Here is a 25,066-nt window from a genome sequence, read left to right on the forward strand (position 1 = left end):
GGGTCCTGCCATGGTCTGGCGCCGCCGGTGGAGGTCCGGCTGCGGTGCCGGGCTTCTTGACGTCGACATGGACCGATTCGCCCGGTGCGGCGCCTTCGCAGCGCCGCACCGGGCGTTCGGGTGCGGTCGGCGGGAGCCGGGAACGCCCGATGGCCCGCTGCGGCGGCCGGCGGTCCTCGACCGCGAGCCCGGTCCGGTCCGGCGGCGCGTCACGGCGCGGGACGAGGCTGCGCGCCTGGCGGCTCGCCGGTGTGTGGCATTCCGTGTGGTGGCCACGGAGGAGCACGCCGCTGCGCCGTTGCCGGTGGGCCCGCCGCAGATCGTGATCGGCAGGCGGTGGCCGGAGCTGAAGCTGGTCGCAAGGGGCCGGGCGCGGGCCGGCGGACGGGTGGTCCGGCCTGCTGGTTCAGGGCGGTCCGGGCGAGGTCGTGCCGGTGGGGGGAGGCGTGCCCGACGCAGGTCGCGGGCGCCTCTGCGGTGGGCCGCGCAGGTGGGTGTTGGTGATCGAGTCGTCGCAGCCGGGGCGACCTCCCGGCCCAGGGTCAGGCGCGCGCTCAGGCGGGTGGGGGCGGGGTGTCGCGGTAGGGGGTGCGGGGGTGGGGTGCGGGGTGGCGGGCGGTCGCGTCGAGGCGGGGCGGGGTGGTGGCGGGGGCGGCCGGAGTGGGGTGCCAGACGCCGGTCAGCTCGACCCAGCTGTCGGTGGCCGGGGTGGGGCCGTCGGCGTGCACGAGGACCCGCAGGCGGCGGGCGTCGGCGGCGCAGCAGTGGGCGACCAGGCGGTTCAGGTACCACTCGCCGGGCGCGGTGCCGGGAGTGACGAAGCCGGTGAGCCGGACCGGGTGGCCGGCCAGGGTGTGCCGCGGGTCGCGGCTGCGGGCGATGAACTCGCCCAGCGACAGTGGCAGCGGTGTGGGCAGGTCGGCGAGCGGCGACGTCGGGTAGGCGCCGGGGTCGACGGCGGCGTCGGTGTCCGCGCGGGAGGCGGTGAACGAACCGAGCGCGGGCGGGGTCAGGCAGAGCAGCAGTACCGCCGGTAGGGCGAGCAGCCACGCCACCCCGGGGCCGTGCCCGTGGGCATGCCCGTGGTCGTGCCCGTGGTCGTGGTCGCGGTGCCCGCCGCCGTGCGGCGCGAGTCGCGTCGCCGCGCCCGCGACGCCCAGGCCGAGCAGGATCACCCCGGAGGCGACCAGCGGGAGCCGCAGTTCCTCCTTGACGTACCGCAGGTACACGTCGCTGCCCACGGTGATCCGCAGCAGCGCGGTCCCCAGCAGGACGAGCAGCAGCGGCGGCGCGAGCCTCCGCAGGCGGGTGAGGGCGGCGGCGGTCACAGCAGGATCCCTCCGGTCAGGACGCCGGCGAGGACGGCGACCACGAAGGTCGCACTGGAGAACCGGGCGGCGAAGGCGCGGCCGAAGGAGCCGGACTGAAGGGCGATCAGCTTGAGGTCGACCATCGGGCCGACCACCAGGAACACCAGCCGGGCGGTGGGGGAGAAGCCGGTGAGCGAGGCGGCGACGAAGGCGTCCGCCTCCGAGCAGACGGCCAGGACGACGGCGAGCACCGCGAGTGCCGGGACGCCGAGCCAGGGCGAGTCGGAGAAGGCGCGCAGCAGGGACGGCGGGACGAGCACGTTGAAGGTGGCGGCGGCGGCCGCGCCGAGGACGAGGAAGCCGCCCGCGTGCAGGAAGTCGTGCTGGAGGCCGCGCCGGAACTCGTCCAGCGGGTGGCGTCCGGCGCCGTGCTCGGCCGGGCCCGGGGGAAGGCGCAGCCAGTCGGGGCGGCCGAAGGCGATCCAGAGCCAGCCCATCGCGAGCGCGGTGCCGAGCGAGGCGGCGAGCCGGGCGAGCACCATCTCCGGGGCGTCGGGGAAGGCGATCGCGGTGGACACCAGCACGACCGGGTTGACGGCGGGTGCGGCGAGCAGGAAGGCGAGCGCGGCGGCCGGGGCGACGCCGCGCCGCATGAGGCTGCCGGCGACCGGGACGGACGCGCACTCGCAGCCGGGCAGCACGGCGCCCGCGACCCCGGCCACCGGGACCGCCAGGGCGGGGTTGCGCGGCAGCAGCCGGGCGAAGGCCCGGGCCGGGACGAACGCGCCGATGGCCGCCGAGACGACCGTGCCCAGCAGCAGGAACGGCAGCCCCTGCACCACCACGGCCACCAGGAGCGTGCGCCAGGCGCGCAGTCCGCCGGTGTCCCAGGTCCGGGCCAGCACCGGCGCGGCGGCCGCCGCGAGCAGCAGCAGCGCTCCGGTGCGCAGGCTGCGCGGGCCCGTGCGCCGGTGGCGCGGCGCGGTCAACGCCGGTGGCGCCGGGGGCTGTCGGACGCTGCCGAGACTCGTCTCCACCACGGTGACCGCTCCTCAGCTCGCCGGCCGCCCGCCGCGGGGTACGGGCGGACGGCAGGTCCTGTCTGCTCACCGTCAGTCGGTGAGCCCGGAGGCAGAGTAGCGTTGATAATCACTTTCATCTAGGGCCTTCGCCCGCTTCCCGGGGACGTTCCCCCCAACGGCTGACTGAACGTCAAGTCGTCGTCCGCACACACATGTTGATGGAAGGGTTCAGGTGTTCCGGTGGGCGATCACGGCGTTCAGCAGGGCGGCGCCGCGCTCGGCGTCGTCCACGCTCACCGCGAAGTCGGCGCCCGTGCGGGGCCGGATCACCAGACACTCGCCGCGGCGCAGCATCACCGTGGTGCCCAGCCCGCTCAACCGGTAGCCCCAGCCGCCCACCTGGGCCGGGGTGCGTTGCTCGGCCCGGGCGGAGGCGATCTCCTCCGGCGCCCAGTGCCGGGAGAGCAGGCCGAGCGGGCCGAACGCCACGGTCAGGCCCCGCTCGGTGACCCGCGCCCGCACCGACGAACAGCCGGCCCCCGCCAGCCCGACGACCACCAGCGGCGCGGTCAGCGCCCAGGCCGGACCGCCCAGCCCGGCGAAGGCGGCCAGGGCCGATCCCGCCGCGCCCAGCCCGGCGACGGCGGCCAGCAGGCCGAGCCAGGGGTTGACCGCCCGGGAGATCCAGACGGCGCGCCGGCCGGCGGGGAGTTCGAGCCGCGGCCCGACGGCGGCCGTCGCGGCGCGCGGTCCCGGGTCGCCGTGCGGGGTGAGCCGCCAGGCCGCCAGGCCCGCCGAGACCGCCGCCAGCAGGGACAGTGCCACCCCGATGTCCGGCGAACGGGCCTCCTGCCAGCTCGGGTGGTCCAGGTTGGCCGAGACGATGGAGGTCTGGGCGCCTGTCAGCAGCGCGCCTCCGAAGGCCAGGCCGACCGCGGACCAGAGCCGGGCCTGCGCCCCGCCGTGCCACCGGGCGCCCGTGGCGACGGCGGCCGCGACGGCCCACACGGCGGCCGGGAACAGCGCCGCGGCCGTCAGCGACGTGGAACCGTCCGGGTGCGTTCCGGCCCAGTGCGTCGCCACGGGCTCCGGCAGCCGGCCCCGGGCCGCCCAGGGCAGGCCGAGCAGCAGCGCGAGCACCCCGAGGACCCCGACGGCCCATCCCGCCCGCCCGGCCGTTCCGCCGCGGCTCTGCGGATCCCGCTGTGAACCGTCGCTCACTCCAGCCCCCTGATCATCTCGACGAGCTCCTCCCTGCCGAAGCCCGCGTGCGCCGCGTCCGCGACCAACCGGCGTACCGCGTCGAGCAGTTCGGCCCGCCGGTCGGCGCCCTGCGCGACCGTGACGCCGCGCCCCCGGCGGAACTCCAGCACCCCTTCGTCGCGCAGTGCCCGCAGTGCCCGCAGCACCGTGTTCGCGTTCACCCCGAGCGCGGCGGCCAACTCCCGCGCGGGCGGCAGCCGTTCCCCGGGCGCGCGCTCCCCCTCCCCGACGGCCCGCCGGATCGCCCCCGCGACCTGCTCGTGCAACGGCCGCGTGTTCCCGGCCTCCAGCTTCAGCAACATGGTGCTAGTGAGAGTAGCGCCATCCGCACGTCCGGCCCCCGCCGACGGTGCCGGTCCGCCGGTCTGGTTGGATCCCGGAATGACGGACTGGTCCCGACTCAGCCACGCCTACGGCCCCGCCGACGACATCCCGGACCTGCTGGACCGGATCGCCTCGGCGCCGACCGACGAGCTCTGGAACGACCTGTGGTCGGCTCTCTGCCACCAGGGCAGCGTCTACCCGGCCAGCCTCGCGGCCCTGCCCTGGCTGGCCGGACAGGCTCGCGGCGGGGACCGGGAGCAGGAGGTCCACGCCGTGCTGCTGGCCGGCGCCATCATCGCCGGAGCCCGGCCGGCGCACGGGGCGGGTGACGTCCGCGCGCAGTACGCGGCGGAGACCGCCGTCCTGCTGGCGGCCGTCAACCGGCACCTCCGGAGCGGCGCCGACGCCACCGACTACGTCCACCTCCTGGAGGCCATGCTGGGCTTCGAAGGCGTCCACGGCTGGAGCGAGGAGCTGGCCTGGGGGATCCTCAACGAGGAGTATCAGGTGGCCTGCCCGGGCTGCGAGGTCGACCTGTTCATCGCCCTCGGCGAGCGCGGCTTCTTCTCCGCCGCCGACGACTACGCGATCGCGGCCGGCGAGGTCGAGACCCGCCCCCTGCGCCCGGCGGCGCCGGCCGAGCTGGACGGTATCGGCCGCCGCCTCCACGGCCTCGCGCTGGCCGACGGCCGGCCCGAGCTCGCCCGTGTGCTGACCTATGTCTTCGGCCACGGCACCTGCCCCGACTGCGCGACCGACTTCGCGGTCGCCGACCGGATCGGCGCCGACTGGTGAGCCGGGCGGCTGTCGCCGCCGCGTTCGGGTGATCAGTCACGAAGGCTCCGGCGGGCGCTGGTGATGAGCAGGGCGGTGGCGAGCAGCGCCACGGTCAGGGCGGTGACCAGGACGGGGGAGGGGCCGGCGGGGTGGCCGGAGCGGCGGACGGCACCCATGAAGTCCAGGGCCGCGACCTGGTTCACCGCCAGGTACCAGAGCGGGAGGTAGAGGGCCTGGAAGAGGCGGTGGGTGCGGGAGAGGCTGCCGAGGGCGAGGGCCAGGGAGGGGATGAACAGGGCGCCGGCCGACCAGGCGGCCAGGCCGGCCGTGTCACCGGCCGCCACCAGCCGGACCAGGACGCCCGCACCGATCAGGGCGGTGAGCAGGAACCCGGCGGCCCATTCGGCGAGCAGCCTGGTGCGGGCGGCGGGGTAGGCGCCGAGCAGGGCCTCCAGGCCGTACTCGGCCGAGCGGCTGCCGAGGCGGGACCAGAGCAGGACCGGCCAGATCCAGGCGGCGGGCAGCACCGCCGCCGTGCCGGTGTCCGGCGGCACGGCGAGACCGGCCGCGGCCAGACCCGCGGCGGCGAGCCACCACCAGCGCGAGGCGTCGGCGAACAGGATCCGCGCCTCCCCGAGCAGCAGGCGGCCGAAGGCGAGCCCAGGGCCGGGCCCGGCCGGCGCGGTGGCGGGCAGGGCGGGCGGGAGCGCCGGGGGAGTGGCCGGCACCGTCGGCGCCGCCTCGCCGGGGCCCGCCGCCGGCCGCCGCTCGGCCGGGGTGGCACGCGCCGGATCGAAGCGGGCGAACCAGAGCGCGGGCAGCGCGGCGAGCGCCACCGCGAGCAGCACCAGCAGCAGCCGCTGGGCGAGGAAGCCGCCGTCCAGCCCCGCGCCGTCCCACCGGAACGACTCCAGCGGGGTGTCGACCTCGGTCAGGCCCAGGCTGAACTCGTCGCCGCCGAGGTCGATCCCGCGCGCGGCCAACCCGTCGCGCAGCGAGTCGGCCACCGGGCCGAGGCCGAGCCCGCCGAGCGGGGCGCCGGGCCGTTCACCGGCGATCAGGACGAGCGGGGCGCAGGCGAACCAGACGACGTTGCCCAGCCCGCCGCGCAGCAGCGGCACCGTCTCGAACAGCAGGGCCAGGGCGGCCGTCGCCGCGAGCAGCGGCAGCGTCAGGACGAGGAAGGGCGTCAGCAGGGCGACCGGGTCGAGTGAGCGGTCCTCGCCCCGGACCAGCTGCAGGGCGGGCGCGGTGAGCGCCAGCACACCGAGCATCGACGCGAGGACCAGCAGGTTGCCGAGGAACTTCGCGAGCAGCAGCTCGACGGTGCGCAGCGGCGTCGCGGCGAGGAGCAGGCCGACGCCGGTCTCCTCGTCGCGCCCGAGCCCCTTGCGGACCACGTAGAACCCGCCGAGGGTGAGCCAGAGCGCGCCGGCCAGGGCGGTCGCGGTGCCGACGTACGCGCTGGTGTACTCGCCCCGGTAGCGGCCCAGCGCGAGGATCGCCCAGTGCCCGTCGGCGGGCGGCACGGCGAGCAGCCCGAGCCCGACGGCGGCCAGCAGCGTCACCGCGTAGGCGGGGCGGCGGACCCGGTCCCGGAAGTCGCCGAGGGCCAGCTGCCAGAGGCGTCCGGGCACGGCGGCGCGGGCGGGCGCGAGGCCCGGCGGGCGCCCCGCGGTGAGGATGTTCGCGGTCATCGCCGCACCTCCGGACGGTCGTGGGCGGGGACGGGCCGGACCAGACCCAGGTAGGCGTCCTCCAGGTCCGGTGCGACCGGCACCGCCTCGGCGAAGGGCGAAGCGTCCGCGAGCAGCCGCAGCCGCACCCGGCCGTCCCCGGTGCGCACCATCCGGCTCACCGTGTACCGGGCCTGCACGGCGGCCACCGCCGAGGTGTCGACCAGGACCTCCCAGACCCGGCCGGCCTGGCCGTTCAGCAGCTCCTCCGGGCTGCCCCGGCGCAGCAGCCGCCCGCCGGCGACGACCGCGATGTCCCCGGCCACCGACTCGATGTCCGAGACGATGTGGGTGGACAGCAGCACCACCCGCTCCTCGGCGAGCGCGCTCAGCAGGTTGCGGAAGCGCACCCGCTCCTCCGGGTCGAGCCCGGCGGTGGGTTCGTCGACCACGATGACGCGCGGATCGCCGAGCAGCGCCTGGGCGATCCCGACCCGGCGCAGCATGCCGCCGGAGTACGCGCCGAGCGGCCGGCGCACCGCCTCGGTCAGGTTCACCAGGGCGAGCAACTCGTCGATCCTGGCCCGCGCCGAGCGGGCGGAGAGCCCCTTGGCGGCGGCCAGGTAGCCGAGGAACTCGCGCGCGGTGAGCTGCGGATGGACCCCGAAGTCCTGTGGGAGGAAGCCGAGTTCGCGGCGTAGCGGCTCGGGCCGGGCGAGCACGTCGGCACCCCGGTAGGTGAGTCGGCCGGCGGTGGGCCGGGTGACGGTGGCGACGATGCGCATCAGCGAGGACTTGCCCGCGCCGTTCGGCCCGAGCAGGCCGAGCAGCCCGGGGCCGAGCCTCAGCGAGAGACCGTCGACGGCACGCTTGCCGCCCCGGTAGACCTTGCTGACGTCGGTCAGTTCGAGAAGGGGAGGGTGATCGGTGCGGTGGACCTCGGGTCGGACCCCGGGCCGGACCCGGGGGAGGACGTCGTGGCTGCTCATGGGCGTTGCTCTTCCGGCCGGTGCGTGGAGGTGCGTGACGCCGATGAGCCTCCCCGATCGGCGGGCCGCTGCCATCTGCCGTTCGGCAGAGATCGGCCCTGGTCCTTCGACGGGGAGCGGCCCTGACGAAGGACAGGGGTTGGCGCGCGTCGAGCCTTGACAGGTGGTTCGCGCACTGGATTACTTGGGCCCTGTCGAACTCCGACCGAATGATCGGTCGGTAGCGGTGGAGGGAGGCCCGATGAGCGGCGCAACGGCGGACCCGGGCGGAGCGGCGGCGGCCCCGGAGGCGACCCCGGCCCCGACGCGGCTCGGCGCCCCGCCGCCGGAGGACCTCCTCGACGACGGCGAGCGGATGACCCGCGAGGACCTGCGCGCGCACCAGCTCGCCCACCTGCGGGCCACGCTGCGCCACGCCTACGACAACGTCGAGCTGTACCGCCGCAAGTTCGACGCGGCCGGTGTCGCCCCCGAGGACTGCCGCACCCTGGCCGACCTCGCCCGCTTCCCCTTCACCACCAAGGCGGACCTGCGCGAAACCTACCCCTTCGGCATGTTCGCCGTCCCGAAGGAGGAGGTCCGCCGGATCCACGCCTCCAGCGGCACCACCGGCCGCCCCACCGTGGTCGGCTACACCGAGCACGACCTCGACGTGTGGGCCGGCGTGGTGGCCCGCTCGATCCGGGCGGCCGGCGGGCGACCCGGCCACACGGTGCACATCGCCTACGGCTACGGCCTGTTCACCGGCGGACTGGGCGCGCACGCGGGCGCCGAGCGGGCCGGCTGCACGGTCGTCCCGGCGTCCGGCGGCATGACGGCCCGCCAGGTCCAGCTGATCCAGGACCTCCGCCCCGAGATCATCATGGTGACCCCGTCCTACCTGCTCACCCTGCTCGACGAGTTCGACCGGCAGGGCGTCGATCCGCGCACGACCTCGCTGCGGATCGGCATATTCGGCGCCGAGCCGTGGACGGAGGAGATGCGCGCCGAGATCGAGCGGCGGATGGACCTGCACGCCGTCGACATCTACGGCCTCTCCGAGGTGATGGGCCCCGGCGTCGCCCAGGAGTGCGTGGAGACCAAGGACGGCCTGCACATCTGGGAGGACCACTTCTACCCCGAGGTCGTCGACCCGCTCACCGACGAGGTGCTGCCGGACGGCGAGAGCGGCGAACTCGTCTTCACCTCGCTCACCAAGGAGGCGCTGCCGGTGGTCCGCTACCGCACCCGCGATCTCACCCGCCTGCTGCCGGGCACCGCCCGCCCCGCCTTCCGCCGGATGGCCAGGGTGACGGGGCGCAGCGACGACATGATCATCCTGCGCGGGGTCAACGTCTTCCCGACCCAGATCGAGGAGGTCCTGCTGCGGGTGCCCGCCGTCGCGCCGCACTTCCAGCTCCGGCTGACCCGCCGCGGCCGGCTGGACCGCATGACGGTGCGGGTCGAGGCGCGCCCGGACGCCGCCCCCGAGCAGCGGGACGCGGCCGCCGCGGCGATCGCGCGCGGCGTCAAGGACGGGGTCGGCGTGAGCGTGGACGTCGAGGTGGTGGACCCGTACAGCCTGGAGCGCTCGGTCGGCAAGATCCGCCGGATCGCGGACCTCCGGGAGGGCTGAGCGGCCGGGCAACCGGCTCGCCGCGCGCACCGGGCGGTTCTGCGGGACGGTGGGAGGCGGGAGGTCCGCGCCCCGGGGCCCGCCCGGGGCCGCCCGTAACCCGGGAGATAGCCATGGACCCAGAAGGCCTGGCCGCTGCCGCCACCCCGGCGAAGCTCGGCGGGTACCTCAGCAGCCTGCCGCGCCCGCCCGCCCACCATCACACGGGGCCCGCGAGGACGGTCCGCACGACGCTGTACGACGGTCACCGGGTCGTCGTCACCACCACCTACGAGATCACCGTGGACGGCCGGCCGATCGGCGCGCACCTCGGCGTGGACCCGAACGGCAACGTGCACTGCCACGCGCTGCCCGCCTACCAGTTCCTGTCGGCGCTGGACGCGGTGAAGGCGCTGATCGACAACTACCCCGACGAGTTCACCGATCCGGCAGGCCCCGGCCCGGACGCGGGCGGGCACGGCGGCCATGGCGACCACGGTGGTCACGGCGACCACGGCGACCACGGCCACGAGCACGGAGGTGGCTGAGATGGCCGCCGTCATCCGGAGGAACATCCTCACCGACACCGCCGTCCGCGACGCCTACACCTCCGGCGTCAACCTGCTCAAACGCGAGCACAGCAGCTTCACCACCGCCGACTTCGGCATCGCCGGCCCGGCCGAACCCGTCCGCACCTACGACCTGTTCGTGATCTGGCACGTGATGGCGATGCGCACCGCCGTCCCGCCCGGCGGCGACTCCAACATCCGCAACGCCGCCCACCGCGGCCCGATCTTCCTGCCCTGGCACCGGGTCATGCTCGACCTGATGGAGGCCAACCTCCAGCGGGTGCTGGGCGACCCGTCCTTCGGGCTGCCCTACTGGGACTGGACGGTGGACTCGGCGCTCGACCTCCCCTCGGACAGCGACTTCTGGCAGCCGACCTGCATGGGCGGCAGCGGAAGCCCGGTCTCCGACGGCCCGTTCGGCGTCGACCCGGCCAACCCGCAGGATCCGAACGCGTTCCGCGTCCGGATCGACGTCAACTCCTCGCTGGCGCTGATCAACCGCCCGCCGCGCGGCCTGCGCCGGGCCCTGGGCAGGGACGCGTCCAACCTGCCGAGCGCCGAGGACGTCACGGCCGCGTACGACAGCGACCCGCTGACCGGCAACCCCAACCTCGCCGTCTACGACTTCGCGCCGTGGGACGTCGACTCCGAGGGGTTCCGCAACCGCCTGGAGGGGTTCAACCCCTTCGGCCTGCACAACCTGGTGCACGTCTACATCGGCCGGGACATGGGCCTGGCCTCCTCGCCCAACGAGCCGGCCTTCTACCTGCACCACTGCAACGTCGACCGGATCTGGGAGGGGTGGATGCGCCGCAACGGGCGGCACTACCTGCCCGACCAGTCCGCCCCGGCCGTGCTGCTGGGCCACCGGCTCAAGGACCCGATCGTCTCCCCGCTCGGCTCCTCCGCCACGCCCGAGTCCGTGCTCGACTCGACGGCCCTCTTCACCTACGACGTACTGCCCTGAGCCCGGCAGTCCGCCAGTCCTCCTGCCCACCGGCCCTCCTGCCCGTGGGCGGGCGGGCGTGAACCGCGCCGGTCGGGGCGGGTGAAGGGTGGTCGCGCGCCCTCTACGATGAGGCCATGAGCGGGAGCCTCCAGGTGTCAGGTGCACATGTGTCGCAACAGCCCGGCGCGGACGAACGGCTGGACGTGGCCGCCGGCATCCTCGCCCTGCTCGCCGACCGCACCCGGCTCGCGCTGCTCCAGCGGCTGAGCGAGGGGGAGGCGGACGTGACCACGCTGACCGAGGCCGCCGGCGCGGCGCGCCCGTCGGTCAGCCAGCACCTCGGCAAGCTGCGGCTGGCCGGCCTGGTGTCGACCCGCAAGGACGGCCGGCGGGTGGTGTACGCACTGCGGCACGGGCACCTGCGGCGCCTGGTCCACGAGGCGCTGAACGTGGCCGACCACCAGATCAGCGGGCTGCCCCCGCACGACTGAGCGCCCGGAGCGCGGCGAGCGGCCGCCCCACCCGGTTCGGTGCGGGAAGGGCGGCCGCCTTTCTCACCAACATGTGCACACGTATGCACATGTTGGCCTATTCTGGAGGAGTGGCGCCCCGAACCGGGCGCACCGGCCCGCGCCGAGTCCGAACGGAGCCCCGATGCTCTCCGTCCTCCGCAACCGCACCTACCGGCACCTGTTCACCGCCCAGGTGGTCGCCCTCGCCGGTACCGGCCTGGCCACCGTGGCGCTGGGCCTGCTCGCCTACGACCTCGCCGGGTCCGACGCCGGATCGGTGCTCGGCACCGCGCTGGCGATCAAGATGGTCGCCTACGTGGGCATCGCCCCGGTCGTCGCCGCGCTCGCGCACCGGATCCCGCGCCGCCGGCTGCTGGTCGCCGCCGATCTGGCACGGGCCGGGGTCGCGCTCGGACTGCCGTTCGTCGGCTCGGTCTGGCAGGTCTATCTGCTGATCCTCGTCCTCCAGGCGGCCTCGGCGACCTTCACCCCGGCGTTCCAGTCGGTGATCCCCGAGGTCCTGCCCGCGGAGCGCGACTACACCCGGGCGCTGTCCCTCTCCCGCCTCGCCTACGACACCGAGAGCCTGGTCAGCCCGGTGCTGGCCGCCGGGCTGCTGGTGCTGGTCGGCTACCGGTGGCTGTTCTGGGGGACGGTGACCGGCTTCCTCGCCTCAGCGGCCCTGGTCGTGTCGGTCGCCCTTCCGGTCCGCGCGGCCGTGGCGGCGGCAGGGGCGGCCGGACCGCGGGCCGCGCGGCCCCTCGCCGCGCGGTCGCTGGCGGGGATCCGGCTCTTCCTCTCGGTGCCGCGGCTGCGGGCGCTGCTCGCCCTGGACCTCGCCGTCGCCGCCGGCGGGGCGATGGTGATCGTCAACACCGTCGTCTACGTCCGCGACCAGCTGGGCCGCTCCGCGGGCGACGTCCCGCTGGCGCTCGGCGCGTACGGCGGCGGATCGATGGCGGTCGCGCTGCTGCTGCCCCGGGTGCTCGACCGGGTCGCCGACCGGGCGGTGATGCTGCCGGCCGCCTTCGCCGTCGCCGGGCTGCTCGCCGCCCTGGCGGTGGTCACCACGGCGGGGCGGGCGGCGGACGGCGGGGGGTGGCGCTGGCCCGCGCTGCTCGCCCTGTGGGCCGGGCTCGGCGCGGCCGGCTCGCTGATCCTCACCCCGGGCGGCCGGCTGCTGCGGTCCGCCGTGCCGCCGGCGGACCTGCCCGCCGCGTTCGCGGCCCAGTTCTCGCTCTCGCACGGCTGCTGGCTGCTCGCCTACCCCCTGGCCGGACTGCTCGGCGCCACCGCCGGCCTGCCCGCCGCCACCCTCGCCCTCGGCGCCCTCGCCCTGGCCGCGGCCGCCCTCGCCACCCGCGCCTGGCGGCCCGTCCCGGCCCCGGCACCCCGCCGGTCCGCGGCCCCGTCCTCCGCCCGCCTGCTGCCCGGTCGCCGGTCGGCCCTGCGCTGACCGCGCGGACCCTCCCCCCGATCCGGATCGGGGGGAGGGGGAGCGGGGCGTGTCGTGATCCATCCGGTGGAAGGACCGCCGAGCCGATTCCCGGGCGGCCAGGTGCCGGGAATTCGTTCGCCGACGGGCGTCGACGCGTGTGAGGCTGAAAGGATGCCGATCGATCAACACCTTTTCCTCGCCTTCCTGTTGACCACGACGGTCGCGATGATCAGCCCCGGCCCGGACATGCTGTTCGTGCTCGGCTGCGGGATGCGCGGCGGCCCGCGCGTCGGACTGCTGGCCACCGCCGGTGTCGCCACCAGCGAGGCGGTGCACGTCGCGGTGGCGGCGGCCGGGCTCGCGGCCTTCTTCACCGCCGTACCGGTCGCGTTCACGGCCCTGCGCATCGCCGGCGGCGTCTACCTGGTGCACCTGGGCGTGCGGATGATCCGCCACCGCGAGGGCGTCGCGAGCGAGCTGCCCAAGCCGGGGGAGGGCGGGCTCTCGGGCCGCCGCGCGTACCTGCGCGGACTGCTGACGAACCTGCTCAACCCCAAGATGGTGACCTTCACCATCGCCTTCCTGCCGCAGTTCGTCCGGCCCGAACTGGGCCGGGTGGGGCTGCAGTTCGCGGTGCTCGGGGTGGCGCTGATCGTGCTGGAGTTCCTGGTGGACGGCACCGTGGGCGTGCTCGCCGGGCGGATCGGGAACTGGCTGCGCCGCCGCCGTTCGGCCCGCCGCCGGGTGGACGCCGCGACCGGCGGGATCTTCATCGGCCTGGGGGTGCGGCTTGCCGTGGAACGGTGAGGCGGAGGTCGCGGAACGCCGACGACGGCCCTCGGGCGAGCGGCCGTAGCGGTGGTGGGCGAACGGAGGTGCCGCCCGGATCACCGGGCGGCACCTCCGCCGCGTTCCGGCGGGCGGCCCGGCCGGGACCGGGCGCCTGGTGCTGCCGGCCGATCCGGTGGTCCCCGGCCGAGGGGCGGGCCCACCCCTGCCTCTACACTGCTCCCTGGACATCTGGAGGACGTTTTGGGAGATCCCGCCCACGAGGCCGCGCCGCTCGGCGCGACGGCCGCCGCCGGCGGCGGTGACGGCACGGTCGTCGTGGACGGCAGCGGCATGCTCTGCGTCACCCTGCTGCTGCACCTGCGCAAGCGCATCGCGGGCCACCCCGCCGGGACGACGGTGCACATCGTCAGCACCGACCCCGCGGCGCCGCTCGACCTGCCCGCCTGGTGCCACCTCACCGGCCACCACTACCTCGGCCCCGTGCCCGACCCCGAGGGACGTGACGTCTACGCGCTGCGGCTCGCGGCGGACCCGACGCCGACCCGGCCCGACGCCCCCTGGCACCCGGTCTCCGGCTGACGCCGACCGCCGACCGTCGAACGCCGGCTCCGGACGCTACCCCGCCCGGCCCGGTCGGCCGCAGAACTCGGCCTCGGCCAGCGGGAGTTTGTCGCGGAACCAGTCGGCGTTGGTGTTGAGCGCCAGGGTGTGCCGCCCGTCCCGGGTGGTCAGCGCCAGCGTCGACGAGCCGTGGATTCCGCCGTCGTGCCCCCAGACGGTGACGCCGCAGGACAGGGTTCCGGCGCCCAGGCCGAGCCCGCCGCTGCCGTGCGGTCCGGGGGTGGTCATCTCGTCCAACTCGGCCTGCGGGAGCAGCCGTCCGCGCATCAGGGCGGAGAGGAACCGGGTCAGGTCGGCGGTGGTGGAGACGATCGCGCCCGCCGATCCGGCCATCGAGGGGTTGAGTTCGGTGACGTCCAGCGGCGTCGCCGAGCCGCCGAACAGGGTCGAGTAGCCGCGCGCGTGGGGCCGGGGCAGGCCGGTCGCGGTGCCGGGCGCGCTCGTCCCGGTGAGCCCCAGCGGCCGGACGATCCGCCGTTCCACCTCCTCGCCCCACGGGCGGCCGGTCACCCGCTCGATGACCAGGCCGGCCAGCAGGTAGTTGGTGTTGGAGTACCGGTGCGAGGTCCCGGGCGCGAAGACCGGGGGGTGGGCGACCGCAATCCGCACCAACTGTTCGAGACTGTAGGTGTCGTAACGAAGCGTCAGGAAGGCCGGAGTGAACAGCGAGGCGCCCATCCCGGGGTCGTCGCCGTAGTCGAACACGCCGCTGGTGTGGTTGAGCAGTTGGCGCAGGGTGATGGCCGAGCCGTCGTTCCCGTTCCCGCTCACCAGGCCGGGCAGCCACCGCTCCACCGTGTCGTCGAGGCCGAGCCGCCCCTCGGCCTGGAGCTGGAGCAGCACGGTCGCGACGAAGGGCTTCGTCACGCTGCCGATCCGGAACCGCTCCCGGGCCGACCGGGGCTGACCGGTCGTGGTGTCCGCCACTCCGACGGCCGTCGACCAACGCCCTTTCCCGTCCACGGCGGTGGCGACCATCCCCGGCAACCCCGAGGCCTGGACGGCCTGTTCCATCGCGGTCCGGGTCGCCGTGTGCGCGGGTCCGCCGGGCGCGGCGGCCGCCGGCGCCGCCGCCACCGCCGTCAGGGCGCCGGCCACCGCGGCCGCCCCCACCGCGTGCCGGACCGTCCTGCTGCTGTGCTTCATGCGTTCCTCCGAGTCGACGAGGCTCGCCCCCCGGCCCCAGCCTCCGCCGAGGCGGGCGCGGTCCGGATCCTCCTGCGGAGCGATCGTGCCCGGAGATCTCCCGGAGCGGTTCCCGGACAGGCCGCCGCCCCCGCCGGGCCGGCGGGGGCGGCGGCGCGGTCGGGGGAGCGGCCGGGGGATCGGCAGGGTCCGGGCCGGCGGCTCAACGACTTTGCGCGGTACGGGTGGTGAGCGCCGAGGCGAGCGCGCCGAGCACGGCGAGCGCGGCGGCGCCCAGGAAGGCGGCGGAGAAGCCGTCGGTCAGCGCGACCGGGTCGCCGAGTGCGCGCGAGCCGTTGGCGGCGGCCAGGGCGGTCATCGCGGCGAGGCCGAGCGCGGAGCCGATCTGGTAGCTGGTGTTGACGATGCCGGAGGCCAGACCGCCCTCGGCCGGGTCGGGCACGGCGAGCGCGGTGCCGAGCGAGGGGATGAAGGCGAGCGACATGCCGACGGCGGCGAGCAGCGAGGCGGGCAGTACGTCGACGGCGAAGCTGCCGTCGGGGCGGGCGAAGGAGAGCCAGACCATGCCGCCGGCGAGCGCCAGCAGACCGGTGACGATGAGCGGCTTGGGGCCGAAGCGGGCGATCAGCCGGGGCGCCAGCACGATCATCATCAGCATGATGGCGGCGGTCATCGGCAGCAGCGCGGCGCCGGAGGCGAAGGCCTTCAGGCCGAGCACCTGCTGGAGGTAGAGGTTCAGGAAGAACCACATCGGGATCCAGGCGGCGGCCATCAGCAGCTGGGCGAGGTTGGCGCCGGCCAGGTTGGGGCTGCGCCAGATGCCGAGGCGCATCAGCGGCTCGCGCCGCCTGGCCTGGAGCGCGACGAAGGCGAGGATCAGCAGCACGCCGCCGGCCAGCACCAGCCAGGTGCTCGCCGAGCCCCAACCGGTCTCCGGGGCGCGGACGACGGCGTAGACGGAGACGGCGAGGCCGGCGGTGACGGTGAGCGCGCCGAGCCAGTCCACCGAGCCGCGGCGGGCGGGGGCGGTGGGCATCACGCCGGGCGTGGCGAGCAGGACGCCCAGGGCGACGGGGATGTTGACGTAGAAGACCCACTCCCAGCTGAGGTACTGGGTGATCACGCCGCCGAGGAAGACGCCGGCGGTGCCGCCGGCCGGGGCCGCCGCGCCGTAGAGGGCGAGCGCCTTGCCGAGCTCCTGGGGGCGGGCGCCGAACAGGCTGATGAGGAGGGTGAGCGCGGCGGGGGCGATCAGCGCGGAGCCGGCGCCCTGGACGGCGCGGCCGGTGAGTTCCAGGCCGGGGTTCCCGGCCAGGCCGGCGAGCAGCGAGCCGGCGGCGAGGACGGCCCAGCCGGTGGCGAACAGGCGCTTGGCGCCGAACAGGTCGGAGAGCCGGCCGCCGAGCAGCAGGAGGCCGCCGAAGGCGACGACGTAGGCGTTGAAGACCCAGGACAGGCCTTCCTGGGAGAAACCGAGCACGGACTGCATCTCCGGCAAGGCGACCCCGATGATCGAGGTGTCCATGATCACCATGAACTGGGCGAGGGCGATGAGCCCGAGCGCCGTCCAGCGGCGGGGCGAAGGCGCCTCGGGCGGCGCGGCGGGTGCCGCGGAGGCGGCGGTGAGGTCGGACACGGCAGCGTTCTCCAATACCGGGTGGGGGTATCCTTCGAGACGCCAGGAAACATACCCCCAGGGGGTATGAACCCGCAAGGGTGGTCCTAGTGGACCCGGGGTCGGAGCGGGCCTGGTGCGGCCTTCCGGGCGGAGGCGAGGGTGGGGACATGGCTTCTGCGAACGAGAACCCCCAGAACCCCCAGAACCCCCAGAGCCCCGAGAACCCCGAGAGCACCGGGGGCGCCGAGAACGCCGACCGGGACTTCGACGGCCGGACGGTGCTGATCACCGGCGGGACCAGCGGCATGGGCCTCGCCACCGCGCGGCTGCTGCTGGAGCGCGGCGCGAGCGTCGTGATCACCGGCCGCGACGACGCCCGAATGCGCCGCGCCGAGGCCGAACTCGACGGCGGCGAGCGGCTGTTCGCCGTCCGCGCCGACTCCGCCCGCCCCGCCGATCTCGCCCGGCTGGCCGAACGGGTGGGGGAGCGCCACGGTCGCCTCGACGGCGTGTTCGCCAATGCCGGCGTCGGCGTCTTCGAGACCCCGGACGAGGTGACCGAGGAGAGCTTCGACCGCACCGTGGACGTCAACTTCAAGGGCGTCTTCTTCACCGTCCAGCACGCTCTGCCGCTGCTGGAGAAGTCGGCCACAGGGGCGTCGATCGTCCTCAACGCCTCCTGGACGCTGCACCGCGGCCTGCCCAACGCCCCCGTGTACGCGGCGACCAAGGCGGCCGTGCACAACCTCGCCCGCACCCTCGGCAGCGGACTCGCCGGGCGCGGCATCCGGATCAACTCGGTCAGCCCCGGCTACATCGTCACCGAGATGTTCCACGAGGTGATCACCGAACCGGCCCAGCAGGACGCCGTGCGCGCCGGGGTGCCGCTCGGGCGGCTGGGCGAGGCGGCGGACGTCGCCGAGACGGTGGCCTTCCTGCTCTCCCCGCGCGCCTCCTACATCACCGGCCAGGACCTCGTGGTGGACGGCGGCGTGGTGGCCGTCGCCAACGGCTGGTGACCGCCCCCGCCGCAGCCTGGTCCTGGCAGGGCCAGGCTGCGGCGGCGCCGATCGCCCACAATGGCCGTATGAGCACGAGCCCCGCCCACGCGGCCGGCGCCGCCGCCGGCCTCGCCGAGTTCCTCCGGACCCGGCGCTCCCGCCTCCACCCCGAGGACGTCGGCCTGCCGGACCTCGGCGGCCGCCGGCGCGTCTCCGGCCTGCGCCGAGAGGAACTCGCTCAGCTCGCCGGCGTCAGCGTCGACTACTACACCCGGCTCGAACAGGGCCGGGTCGGCAACCCGTCGGACGCCGTGCTCGACGCGGTCGCCCGCGCGCTGCGCCTCGACCCCGAGGAGGTCGGCCACCTGCACCGCCTCGCCCGCATCCGCCCGGACCGCACCCGCGCCGGCCGTGGCGCCGGCGGCCGCTCCTCGGGCCCGCAGAAGGTCCGCCCGACGCTGGCCCGGCTGCTGGAGGCGATGCCCGACGTACCCGCCGTGGTGATGGGCCGGCGGATGGACGTCCTCGCCTGGAACCGCGCCGCCGTCTCCCTGCTCGGCGACTACGGCGCGCTCGACCCGGCCGAGCGCAACATCGCCCGGATCACCTACCTCGACCCGGCCTCGCGCACCCTCTACGACGACTGGGTCGGCTGCGCGCGCGAGAACGCCGCCTTCCTCCGGCTGGAGGCGGGACGCCGCCCCGACGACCCCCGGCTCGCCGAGCTGATCGGCGAACTCTCGGTGCGCAGCCCGGAGTTCCGCCAGTGGTGGGCGGAGCACCCGGTGCGCGACAAGACCTCCGGGCGCAAGGTGTTCCACCACCCGCTGGTCGGCCGGATGGAACTGGTCTACGAGACGCTGCGCTCCGCCGACGACCCGGACCAGGCCCTGGTGACCTACGCCCCCGACCCCGGCAGCCCGTCCGAGGACGCCCTGCGCATGCTGATCGCCTGGGACGCCGACCGGTCCGGCCCGGGCGCCCGCTCCGCCCGAGGTGGCGGGTCGGTTACCGACAGGCACTGACGCACCGCAAAGTACGGTCTTCTGCACGGGAGTTCACCCGCTTACGGTGATCCGGTACCCGCCGGGACCCGGCGTCCGGCGGATTGACACCGGCCGGCGCCTCACGATGCCTCATGATGCATCAGGGCTCCGGACGACCACTGGACGACACCGAACGCCTCGGAGCACCTATGGCCATCCTCAAGACCTATGCCCGGCTCTGGGCCGACGGCCTGGACCACGCGCTCCCGCTGCTGCGCACCCTCACCGGGGCCGAGCCGGACCTGCTGTTCCGCTTCCACGAGATCGAACTCGCCGCCATCGGCGACTTCCTGGTGATCGCCGGCCCGCCCTCCGAGCGCGCCAAGTACGCGCACGCCTCGGCGACCGTCGTGGTCTCCGACCTCGACGAGCTGACCGAGGCCCTGGAGGCCGCGGGCGCCGTCGTCACCACCCCCGAGACCGCCTCCCCGACCGGCCGCTTCCTGTACGCCCGCCACGCCGACGGCGCGGAGGTCGAGTACGTCGAGTGGGTCCCCGAGCTGGTCCGCCGCATCGTGCACCGCGCGCCCTGACCCCGGCCGGTGCCGGTGCCGAAGCCGGAGCGGGAGCCGGGACCATGGTCCCGCCCGGTTCACCCGTCCGGCCCTGGCGGCCCGCCCGGCCGTGGCGTGGGATGGAAGGGAAGCGGGGTCCCGCGAGCACGGGAAAGGCCCCGTCGGCACGAAGGGCAGGAGCAGGAACCATGAAGGCCGCCGTCGTCCACGACTTCACCCAGCCGCTCGTGATCGAGGAGCGCCCGGTGCCCGAGCCCGGCCCGCACCAGGTGCGGGTGCGGGTCGAGGCCTCCGGCCTCTGCCACACGGACATCCACGCCGCGCACGGTGACTGGCCGGTCAAGCCGAACCCGCCGTTCGTGCCCGGCCACGAGGGCGTCGGCATCGTCGAGGCGGCCGGCTCCGAGGTCCGGCACGTCCGGGTCGGCGAGCGGGTGGCCATCCCCTGGCTCGCCGACGCCTGCGGGCGCTGCGACCACTGCGTCTCCGGCTGGGAGACCCTCTGCACCCGGCAGCACAACAGCGGCTACTCCGTCGACGGCGCCTACGCCGAGCACGCGCTGGCCCACGGCGACTACGTCGTCCCCGTGCCCGACGGCATCGACCCGCTGGACGCCGCCCCGCTCTCCTGCGCCGGTGTCACCACCTACAAGGCCCTCAAGGTCTCCGGCGCCGGCCCCGGCACCCGGGTCCTGATCTCCGGCATCGGCGGCCTCGGCCACCTGGCCCTGCAGTACGCCCGGATCGCCGGCGCCGAGACCATCGCGGTCGACGTCACCGACGACAAGCTCGCCCTGGCCCGCGAGCTGGGCGCCGACCACGTCCTCGACGCCCGCGTGCACGACGTCGCCGCCGAGGTCCAGAAGCTCGGCGGGGCCCACGCCGCGATCGCCCTCGCGGTCAGCAACGCCTCCTTCCAGGCGGCCTACGCGGCCCTGCGCCGCGGCGGCAGCCTCGTGCTGGTCGCCCTCCCCGCCGAGGGCAGGCTCGAACTGCCCGTCTTCGACACCGTGCTCAACGGCACCAAGGTCATCGGCTCCATCGTCGGCACCCGCGAGGACCTCGCCGAGGTCTTCCGGCTGCACGCCCTCGGCCGCACCCGCGTCGTCCGCGAGACCCGCCGGCTGGAGGACGTCAACACCTGCTTCGACGAGGTCCTGAACGGCAAGGTCTCGGCCCGCCTGGTCTTCGACCTCCGCTGACCCCGCGGCACCACGACGCAGAGCCACGACGCGGCACCACAGCGCACCGCCACGACACGGCATCACCACGGCGCTCGGCCCCGACCGGAACCCTCCGGCCGGGGCCGAGCGCTTCGCCGTCCGGCGCACCGCCCGTGACCTGCGCCGATCGCCGCGCCCAGGCCGCCGGCGATCGGACGAAACCTGATTGCCAGCCCGAGGCCGGAAGCACTAGCGTTCGACCGCGCGCCGACGGCCGGATGATGTGCTGTCACCTGACAGAGGGTCGGAATGCGCACTACATCGGACAAAGACCCCTCCAATTCCTCCGGCCGCCGGTCAGACGTGCGGCGGTCGGTCGTGCACGGGCGGGCGCTGCTGCGAAGGCGAACTGACAATCATGCGAGAATCCCGTCCCCTCAGGATGCTGCGGGGACCGCTGGCGAGACGCCTGGCGCCCCTGTGCGCGGTCGGTCTCGTGCTGGCCGCCCCCGGCGCCGCCTTCGCGGACGCCCCGTCGGCGGCGGACGCGGCCGGGTACGCCCAGGCCGCGAACGACCTCGGGTCGAGCACCCCCACCGGGATGAACCTCCGGCCCAAGCCCTCCAACCCCGACGGCGACGCCTGCGGCGGCGGCACGCCCGGGTGGATCGGCCGGACGGTGCCCCTGGGCAACGGAACCTCCGACGTCCGGATGTCCGCCTGGGTCGGCGGCGTCCCCGCCGGCAACGTCGTGATCGGGTTCCACGTGTGGGACACGACCGCGGGGGAGAGCGGCGAGTCCGGCGGATCCTGGCCGACCAGCCAGAGCCTGCCGCCCACCGGCGGCTGGGGCGAGGCCTACGTCGGCCGCGCGCTGCAGGACGGCCACCAGTACGGCTGGAACGCCTGGACCACCGACGGGACCGCGAAGAGCCCCGTGTCGGCGAACTGCGCCTTCAACGTCGACCTCACCGCGCCGACGCTCGCGGCGATCGCGCCCTCCCCGGTGTTCCCGCCGCTGGGCAGCGGCGCCAGGCCCACCGGCTACGCCGGCGACCGCGGCGTCACCGTCCGCGTCACCAGCAAGGACCCGCTCCCGGCCGGCTGCACCGGCGGCGGCTGCCTCGCCAGCGGCGTCCGCGGGTTCCAGTACTCGCTCGACGACACCAGCTCGCCCACCGGCACCGCGACCGTTCCGGCCGGCATCGCGCCCGACGGCACCGCGTACGCCGATGTGCCGATCAGCGTCAGCGCCGCCGACCCGGGCTCGCACACGCTGTACGTCCGCGCCGTCGACGGGGCCGGCAACACCGATCCCCAGGCGGCCACCTACAGCTTCTTCGCTCCCTCCAGGCCGGGCGCGGCGGTGCCGGGCGACGCCACCTTCGACGGCGTCCCGGACTACCTGGCCCCGGCCGCCGACGGCTCGCTGACCCTGTTCCCGGGCGGCAGCGGATCCACGCTCGTGCGCCCCGAGACGGCCTCCACGGCGGACCGCAGCCCGCGCGGGGACGACTGGAACAACTACCTGCTGGCCCACCGCGGCGCCGTCAGGGGGAGCGGCGACTCGCTGTTCGCCTACAACAAGGTCACCAAGCAGCTCTTCGTCTACACCAACGACGCCAACGAGCTCCCGGGCGGCGTCGAGGGCCACTTCACCCGCTCGTCCACCGAACTGCGCAGCAACAGCATGTGCGAGCTGGGCATCGACCGCACCTGGAACCACGTCACCCAGCTGACGGCCGTCCGGCGGAGCACCGGGGGCACCGGTCTCGTCACGGTCGAGCAGGGCCACCTGCGCTACTACCCCTCCAGCAACATCTGCCAGCTGGGCACGGGCGTCGAGCTCGGCGCGGCCGGCGGCGACTGGAGCGGCTTCACCCTGATGCACCCCGGTGAGGTCAACGGCGCGGCGACGCTCTGGGTGCGGGACACCGTGACCGGGGCCGTCACCGGCCTGCCGCTGCCGCTGGACGCCGCCGGCCAGCCCGTCAGCGGCTTCGCGCCCCTGACGCCGCCCGCCCACAAGCCCCTGGAGTGGGGCCTCAAGCCCGCCGACGGCACGAGCGTCTGCGCCGACATCGACCACGGCTGGACGGGCAACGGCACCGCCGCCCTGCTGTGGACCTGCGCCGGCCAGAGCGCCGCTCCCAACCAGCAGTTCACCCTCGGCACCGACGGCTCGCTGCACGTCCTCGGCAAGTGCCTGGACGTCACCGGCGGCGCGACCGCGAGCGGCTCGCCCGTCAACCTGTGGGACTGCAACGGCAGCCCGGCCCAGAAGTGGGTCTCCGGCCCCTACCCGCGCACGCTGCAGAACCCGAACTCGGGCAGGTGCCTCGACGTGCCCGGCACCGGCGCCGGGCCGGGCAGCCGCCTGGTGATCAACGACTGCTCCAAGGGCGCGGCCGGCGCGGAGTGGTCGGCGCCCGCCGCCCGGGCCGTGCTCCCGATCGGGCTCGCCGCGGACGTCTTCCCCACCGTGGACTCGCCCGGTGACATGAACGGCGACGGCTACCCCGACCTGGTCGCCGACGTCTACGACGGCCGGCTGGTCCGCTTCCCGGGCACCGCCCCGGAGGGCACCCAGCCCCGCTTCACCGCGCCGCAGGTCATCCCGCGGGACCGGTCCGTCGACTACGGCATCGCCTCCGCGTACAACGCGGCCCGCTGCCTCGACAACTACGGCGCGCCCGCCGGCGGCTCCCTGCGCCTCTACGACTGCTGGAACGGCGCCAACCAGCAGTTCGCCTTCGGCTCCGACGGCACCCTGCGCACCGGCGGGCGCTGCGTGACCGTCCAGAACGACGTGACCCACTGGGGCGAGCCGGCGGTCCTCACGGACTGCCGGGCCGGCACCGGCCAGATCTGGACGTACCGCGCCGACGGTACGCTCCACAACCCCGCCGCCAACGCCTGCCTGGAGCTGCCCGGCTGGAACGACGCCAACGGCACCTCCCTGGGCATCTGGGGCTGCAACGGCAACGCCAACCAGCGCTGGATGCTCCTGCCCAGCGCGGCCTGACCGGCTCCCACCGCACCGCACCGCGGGCCCGCGACGCACCACGCGTCGCGGGCCCGCGGCCGTTGCGGCGACGGGAAACGGCGGGGCGCGGTGTCGGCAGCCTGGTCGGCGGGTTCGGGCCGGTTCTAGCATGGTGCGGGGGCGACGGGGGACGGCGGCACGGCGTGCGGCCCGCACGGCCGGTAGCCGCGAGGGGGCGCCCGCAGAGGGGGAGCGATGAGCAACGACCTGTTCACGACGCTCGACCGGGCCGCCGGCCGCACGGCCGCCGGACCCGGGCTGGACACGCTGGTGGGGGGCCTGCTGACCCAGGTGGCGCGCGGCACCCGGGTGCTGCGGGCGGTGGCCCACCCGCTCGGGTTCTACTGCCTGCCGGTGCTGCGCGACGGCGCGCTCGGCGTCTGCGTGCACGTCTTCGACCCGGTGGTCGCCGCCGGGCAGCGCGAGATCCACTGCCACAGCTGGGAGCTGAAGAGCAGTGTGCTCTACGGGCGGATCGGCAACCTGCGGATCGGGGTGTACGACGAGCCTTCCCGGCCGACCCACCGGGCCTACGAGGTGCGCAGCGACGCCGCCGCCGGGGTGGACGAGGTCCGGCCCACCGCGCGGCTGGTGCGCTGGGAGCCGCTGGAGGAGCAGACCAGCGGGCGCGGCGAGACGTACACCCTGCGGGCGGGGGAGTTCCACGCCACGGTGCTGCCGGACGGCGCGCCCACCGCCACCGTGGTGCTCGGCCGCACCGTGCCGGGACCGGTGGACGTGGTGCTGGGGCCGGTGGACGGCGGCGCCCGCCGCGTGGTGCGGCGGCTCTGCGACGCGGACCGGACGGCCCGGATCGCCGACGAGGCAGCCAGGAGGATCGGTGGACGGTACGACGGCGGATCCGGCTGAGGAGGCCGGCGGCTACGCGGAGGAGTGCCGGGTCGCGGTGCGCGCCGCCGAGGACGCGGGCGCCCTGCTGCGCTCGCGCTTCCTCGGCGCCTTCCGGGTGGACGCCAAGGGCCCGGACGGCGACGTGGTCACCGAACTCGACCTGCTCGCCGAGGACCTGGTCACCCGGCGGCTGGCCGAGCGGTTCCCCGCCGACCGGATCCGCGCCGAGGAGGGCGGAGACCGCGCCGGCGCGCCCGGTGCCCGCCGCACCTGGCTGGTCGACCCGCTGGACGGCAGCAACAACGTGGTGATCGGCCTGCCCGCCTACGTGGTCGGCATCGCGCTGTGCGTGGACGACGAACCGGTGCTCGGCGTGGTGCACGACCCGGTGGCGGGCCGCACCTGGCGCGCGGTGCGCGGGTCCGGCGCGTACGGCCCGGGCGGGCGGCTGCGGGTGGCCCCGCGCCCGCCCGGCGCCGGCCGGCCGGTGCTCGGCTGGACCCAGGGCCACGCCGTGCCCGCCGGCGACCCGGTGGCGCGGGCCCTCAAGGACGGTCTGGAGAGCGGGGCGCGCCGGGTGCTCCAGCTGTGGGCACCGCTGCTCACCTGGTCGCTGCTGGCCTGCGGGCTGATCGACGGCTTCGTCGGCTACCGGGCGGAGGAGATCGACCTGCCGGCCGGGGGCCTGCTCGCCACCGAGGCGGGCCTGGACGTCCGCGCGCTGGACGGCGGCCCCTTCAGCGCCCGGATCGGCCGGCCGGACACCGCCCGCAGCTATGTCGCGGGCCGCCCCGAGCTGCTGCCGTCCCTGCTGGACCTGGTGGCGGGAGCCACGGGCTGAGG

23 protein-coding genes are annotated in these 25,066 nt (G+C 75.4%); 15 read left to right on the top strand and 8 right to left on the bottom strand.

Going from position 1 to position 25,066, the window contains the following annotated elements; all coding sequences use genetic code 11:
• Positions 1-554: 554 nt before the first annotated feature.
• The 4 genes from ABT238_RS05615 to ABT238_RS05630 all read right to left on the bottom strand — a co-directional run bounded on the left by ABT238_RS05615 (position 555) and on the right by ABT238_RS05630 (position 3,897).
• A complete protein-coding gene (locus ABT238_RS05615) occupies positions 555-1,328 on the bottom strand; it encodes a TIGR03943 family putative permease subunit (protein ID WP_350755620.1) in 774 nt (257 codons plus the stop codon).
• Positions 1,325-2,350 (bottom strand): permease, encoded by a 1,026-nt coding sequence (locus ABT238_RS05620; RefSeq protein WP_350571336.1) that lies wholly within the window; start codon positions 2,348-2,350, stop codon positions 1,325-1,327. Before ABT238_RS05620 ends, ABT238_RS05615 begins: the two co-directional genes overlap by 4 nt.
• 210 nt (positions 2,351-2,560) lie before the next feature.
• Complete coding sequence (locus tag ABT238_RS05625; RefSeq protein WP_350755621.1) at positions 2,561-3,553, bottom strand: DUF1648 domain-containing protein; 993 nt, start codon at positions 3,551-3,553, stop codon at positions 2,561-2,563.
• Positions 3,550-3,897 (bottom strand): GntR family transcriptional regulator, encoded by a 348-nt coding sequence (locus ABT238_RS05630; protein ID WP_350755622.1) that lies wholly within the window; start codon positions 3,895-3,897, stop codon positions 3,550-3,552. The genes ABT238_RS05625 and ABT238_RS05630 overlap by 4 nt, the downstream gene beginning before the upstream one ends.
• Positions 3,898-3,976: 79 nt before the next feature.
• On the opposite strand from ABT238_RS05630, the gene ABT238_RS05635 reads away from it, so the two are divergent.
• On the top strand, positions 3,977-4,714 hold the full coding sequence (locus tag ABT238_RS05635) for a hypothetical protein (RefSeq protein WP_350571341.1): 738 nt from the start codon (positions 3,977-3,979) through the stop codon (positions 4,712-4,714).
• Positions 4,715-4,746: 32 nt separating this feature from the next.
• Here ABT238_RS05635 and ABT238_RS05640 read toward each other — a convergent pair whose 3' ends face one another.
• Positions 4,747-6,393 (bottom strand): ABC transporter permease, encoded by a 1,647-nt coding sequence (locus tag ABT238_RS05640; protein WP_350755623.1) that lies wholly within the window; start codon positions 6,391-6,393, stop codon positions 4,747-4,749.
• Positions 6,390-7,361 (bottom strand): ATP-binding cassette domain-containing protein, encoded by a 972-nt coding sequence (locus ABT238_RS05645; RefSeq protein ID WP_350755624.1) that lies wholly within the window; start codon positions 7,359-7,361, stop codon positions 6,390-6,392. The genes ABT238_RS05640 and ABT238_RS05645 overlap by 4 nt, the downstream gene beginning before the upstream one ends.
• Before the next feature lie 241 nt (positions 7,362-7,602).
• Here ABT238_RS05645 and paaK point away from each other — a divergent pair, with 241 nt between their 5' ends.
• From paaK to ABT238_RS05680, 7 genes are all read left to right on the top strand, one after another.
• Positions 7,603-8,976 carry a phenylacetate--CoA ligase PaaK gene (gene paaK, locus ABT238_RS05650; RefSeq protein ID WP_502891400.1) on the top strand — a complete coding sequence of 458 codons (1,374 nt, stop codon included), beginning with the start codon at positions 7,603-7,605 and terminating at the stop codon, positions 8,974-8,976.
• A gap of 113 nt (positions 8,977-9,089) precedes the next feature.
• Positions 9,090-9,503 carry a hypothetical protein gene (locus ABT238_RS05655; RefSeq protein WP_350755626.1) on the top strand — a complete coding sequence of 138 codons (414 nt, stop codon included), beginning with the start codon at positions 9,090-9,092 and terminating at the stop codon, positions 9,501-9,503.
• Between the two features lies 1 nt (position 9,504).
• A complete protein-coding gene (locus tag ABT238_RS05660; RefSeq protein WP_350571348.1) occupies positions 9,505-10,491 on the top strand; it encodes a tyrosinase family protein in 987 nt (328 codons plus the stop codon).
• A 116-nt stretch (positions 10,492-10,607) separates the two neighbouring features.
• Positions 10,608-10,964, top strand: a complete 357-nt coding sequence (locus ABT238_RS05665; protein ID WP_350571350.1) for an ArsR/SmtB family transcription factor — start codon at positions 10,608-10,610, stop codon at positions 10,962-10,964.
• Between the two features lie 163 nt (positions 10,965-11,127).
• The gene (locus ABT238_RS05670; protein WP_350755628.1) at positions 11,128-12,441 is read left to right on the top strand and encodes an MFS transporter; all 1,314 of its coding nucleotides are present in this window, start codon (positions 11,128-11,130) and stop codon (positions 12,439-12,441) included.
• A 153-nt stretch (positions 12,442-12,594) separates the two neighbouring features.
• A complete protein-coding gene (locus ABT238_RS05675; RefSeq protein ID WP_350571352.1) occupies positions 12,595-13,230 on the top strand; it encodes a LysE family translocator in 636 nt (211 codons plus the stop codon).
• Between the two features lie 225 nt (positions 13,231-13,455).
• Complete coding sequence (locus ABT238_RS05680; RefSeq protein ID WP_350571353.1) at positions 13,456-13,794, top strand: sulfurtransferase TusA family protein; 339 nt, start codon at positions 13,456-13,458, stop codon at positions 13,792-13,794.
• 36 nt (positions 13,795-13,830) lie between these two features.
• Here ABT238_RS05680 and ABT238_RS05685 read toward each other — a convergent pair whose 3' ends face one another.
• Both ABT238_RS05685 and ABT238_RS05690 read right to left on the bottom strand, forming a co-directional pair.
• Positions 13,831-14,982, bottom strand: coding sequence for a serine hydrolase domain-containing protein (locus ABT238_RS05685; protein ID WP_350755630.1), 1,152 nt, complete (start codon positions 14,980-14,982; stop codon positions 13,831-13,833).
• Between the two features lie 202 nt (positions 14,983-15,184).
• Positions 15,185-16,618: an MFS transporter gene (locus tag ABT238_RS05690; protein ID WP_350755632.1), complete on the bottom strand. Its 1,434-nt coding sequence runs from the start codon at positions 16,616-16,618 to the stop codon at positions 15,185-15,187.
• 149 nt (positions 16,619-16,767) lie between these two features.
• Between ABT238_RS05690 and ABT238_RS05695 the strand changes: the two genes are divergently transcribed.
• The 7 genes from ABT238_RS05695 (at position 16,768) to ABT238_RS05725 (ending at position 25,064) form a co-directional block, all read left to right on the top strand.
• Entirely contained in the window at positions 16,768-17,619 is an 852-nt protein-coding gene (locus ABT238_RS05695) for an SDR family NAD(P)-dependent oxidoreductase (RefSeq protein ID WP_350755634.1), read from the top strand.
• A 68-nt stretch (positions 17,620-17,687) separates the two neighbouring features.
• Complete coding sequence (locus ABT238_RS05700) at positions 17,688-18,626, top strand: helix-turn-helix transcriptional regulator (RefSeq protein ID WP_350571357.1); 939 nt, start codon at positions 17,688-17,690, stop codon at positions 18,624-18,626.
• A 170-nt stretch (positions 18,627-18,796) separates the two neighbouring features.
• A complete protein-coding gene (locus ABT238_RS05705; protein ID WP_350571358.1) occupies positions 18,797-19,180 on the top strand; it encodes a VOC family protein in 384 nt (127 codons plus the stop codon).
• Positions 19,181-19,350: 170 nt separating this feature from the next.
• On the top strand, positions 19,351-20,364 hold the full coding sequence (gene adhP, locus ABT238_RS05710; RefSeq protein WP_350755636.1) for an alcohol dehydrogenase AdhP: 1,014 nt from the start codon (positions 19,351-19,353) through the stop codon (positions 20,362-20,364).
• Between the two features lie 403 nt (positions 20,365-20,767).
• Positions 20,768-23,350, top strand: a complete 2,583-nt coding sequence (locus ABT238_RS05715; RefSeq protein WP_350755638.1) for a ricin-type beta-trefoil lectin domain protein — start codon at positions 20,768-20,770, stop codon at positions 23,348-23,350.
• Between the two features lie 216 nt (positions 23,351-23,566).
• Positions 23,567-24,241: a hypothetical protein gene (locus ABT238_RS05720; protein WP_350570892.1), complete on the top strand. Its 675-nt coding sequence runs from the start codon at positions 23,567-23,569 to the stop codon at positions 24,239-24,241.
• On the top strand, positions 24,213-25,064 hold the full coding sequence (locus tag ABT238_RS05725) for an inositol monophosphatase family protein (protein ID WP_350570890.1): 852 nt from the start codon (positions 24,213-24,215) through the stop codon (positions 25,062-25,064). Before ABT238_RS05720 ends, ABT238_RS05725 begins: the two co-directional genes overlap by 29 nt.
• Positions 25,065-25,066: the final 2 nt, after the last annotated feature.

This window comes from Kitasatospora sp. NPDC001527 (genome assembly GCF_040298605.1).
Lineage (GTDB): Bacteria > Actinomycetota > Actinomycetes > Streptomycetales > Streptomycetaceae > Kitasatospora.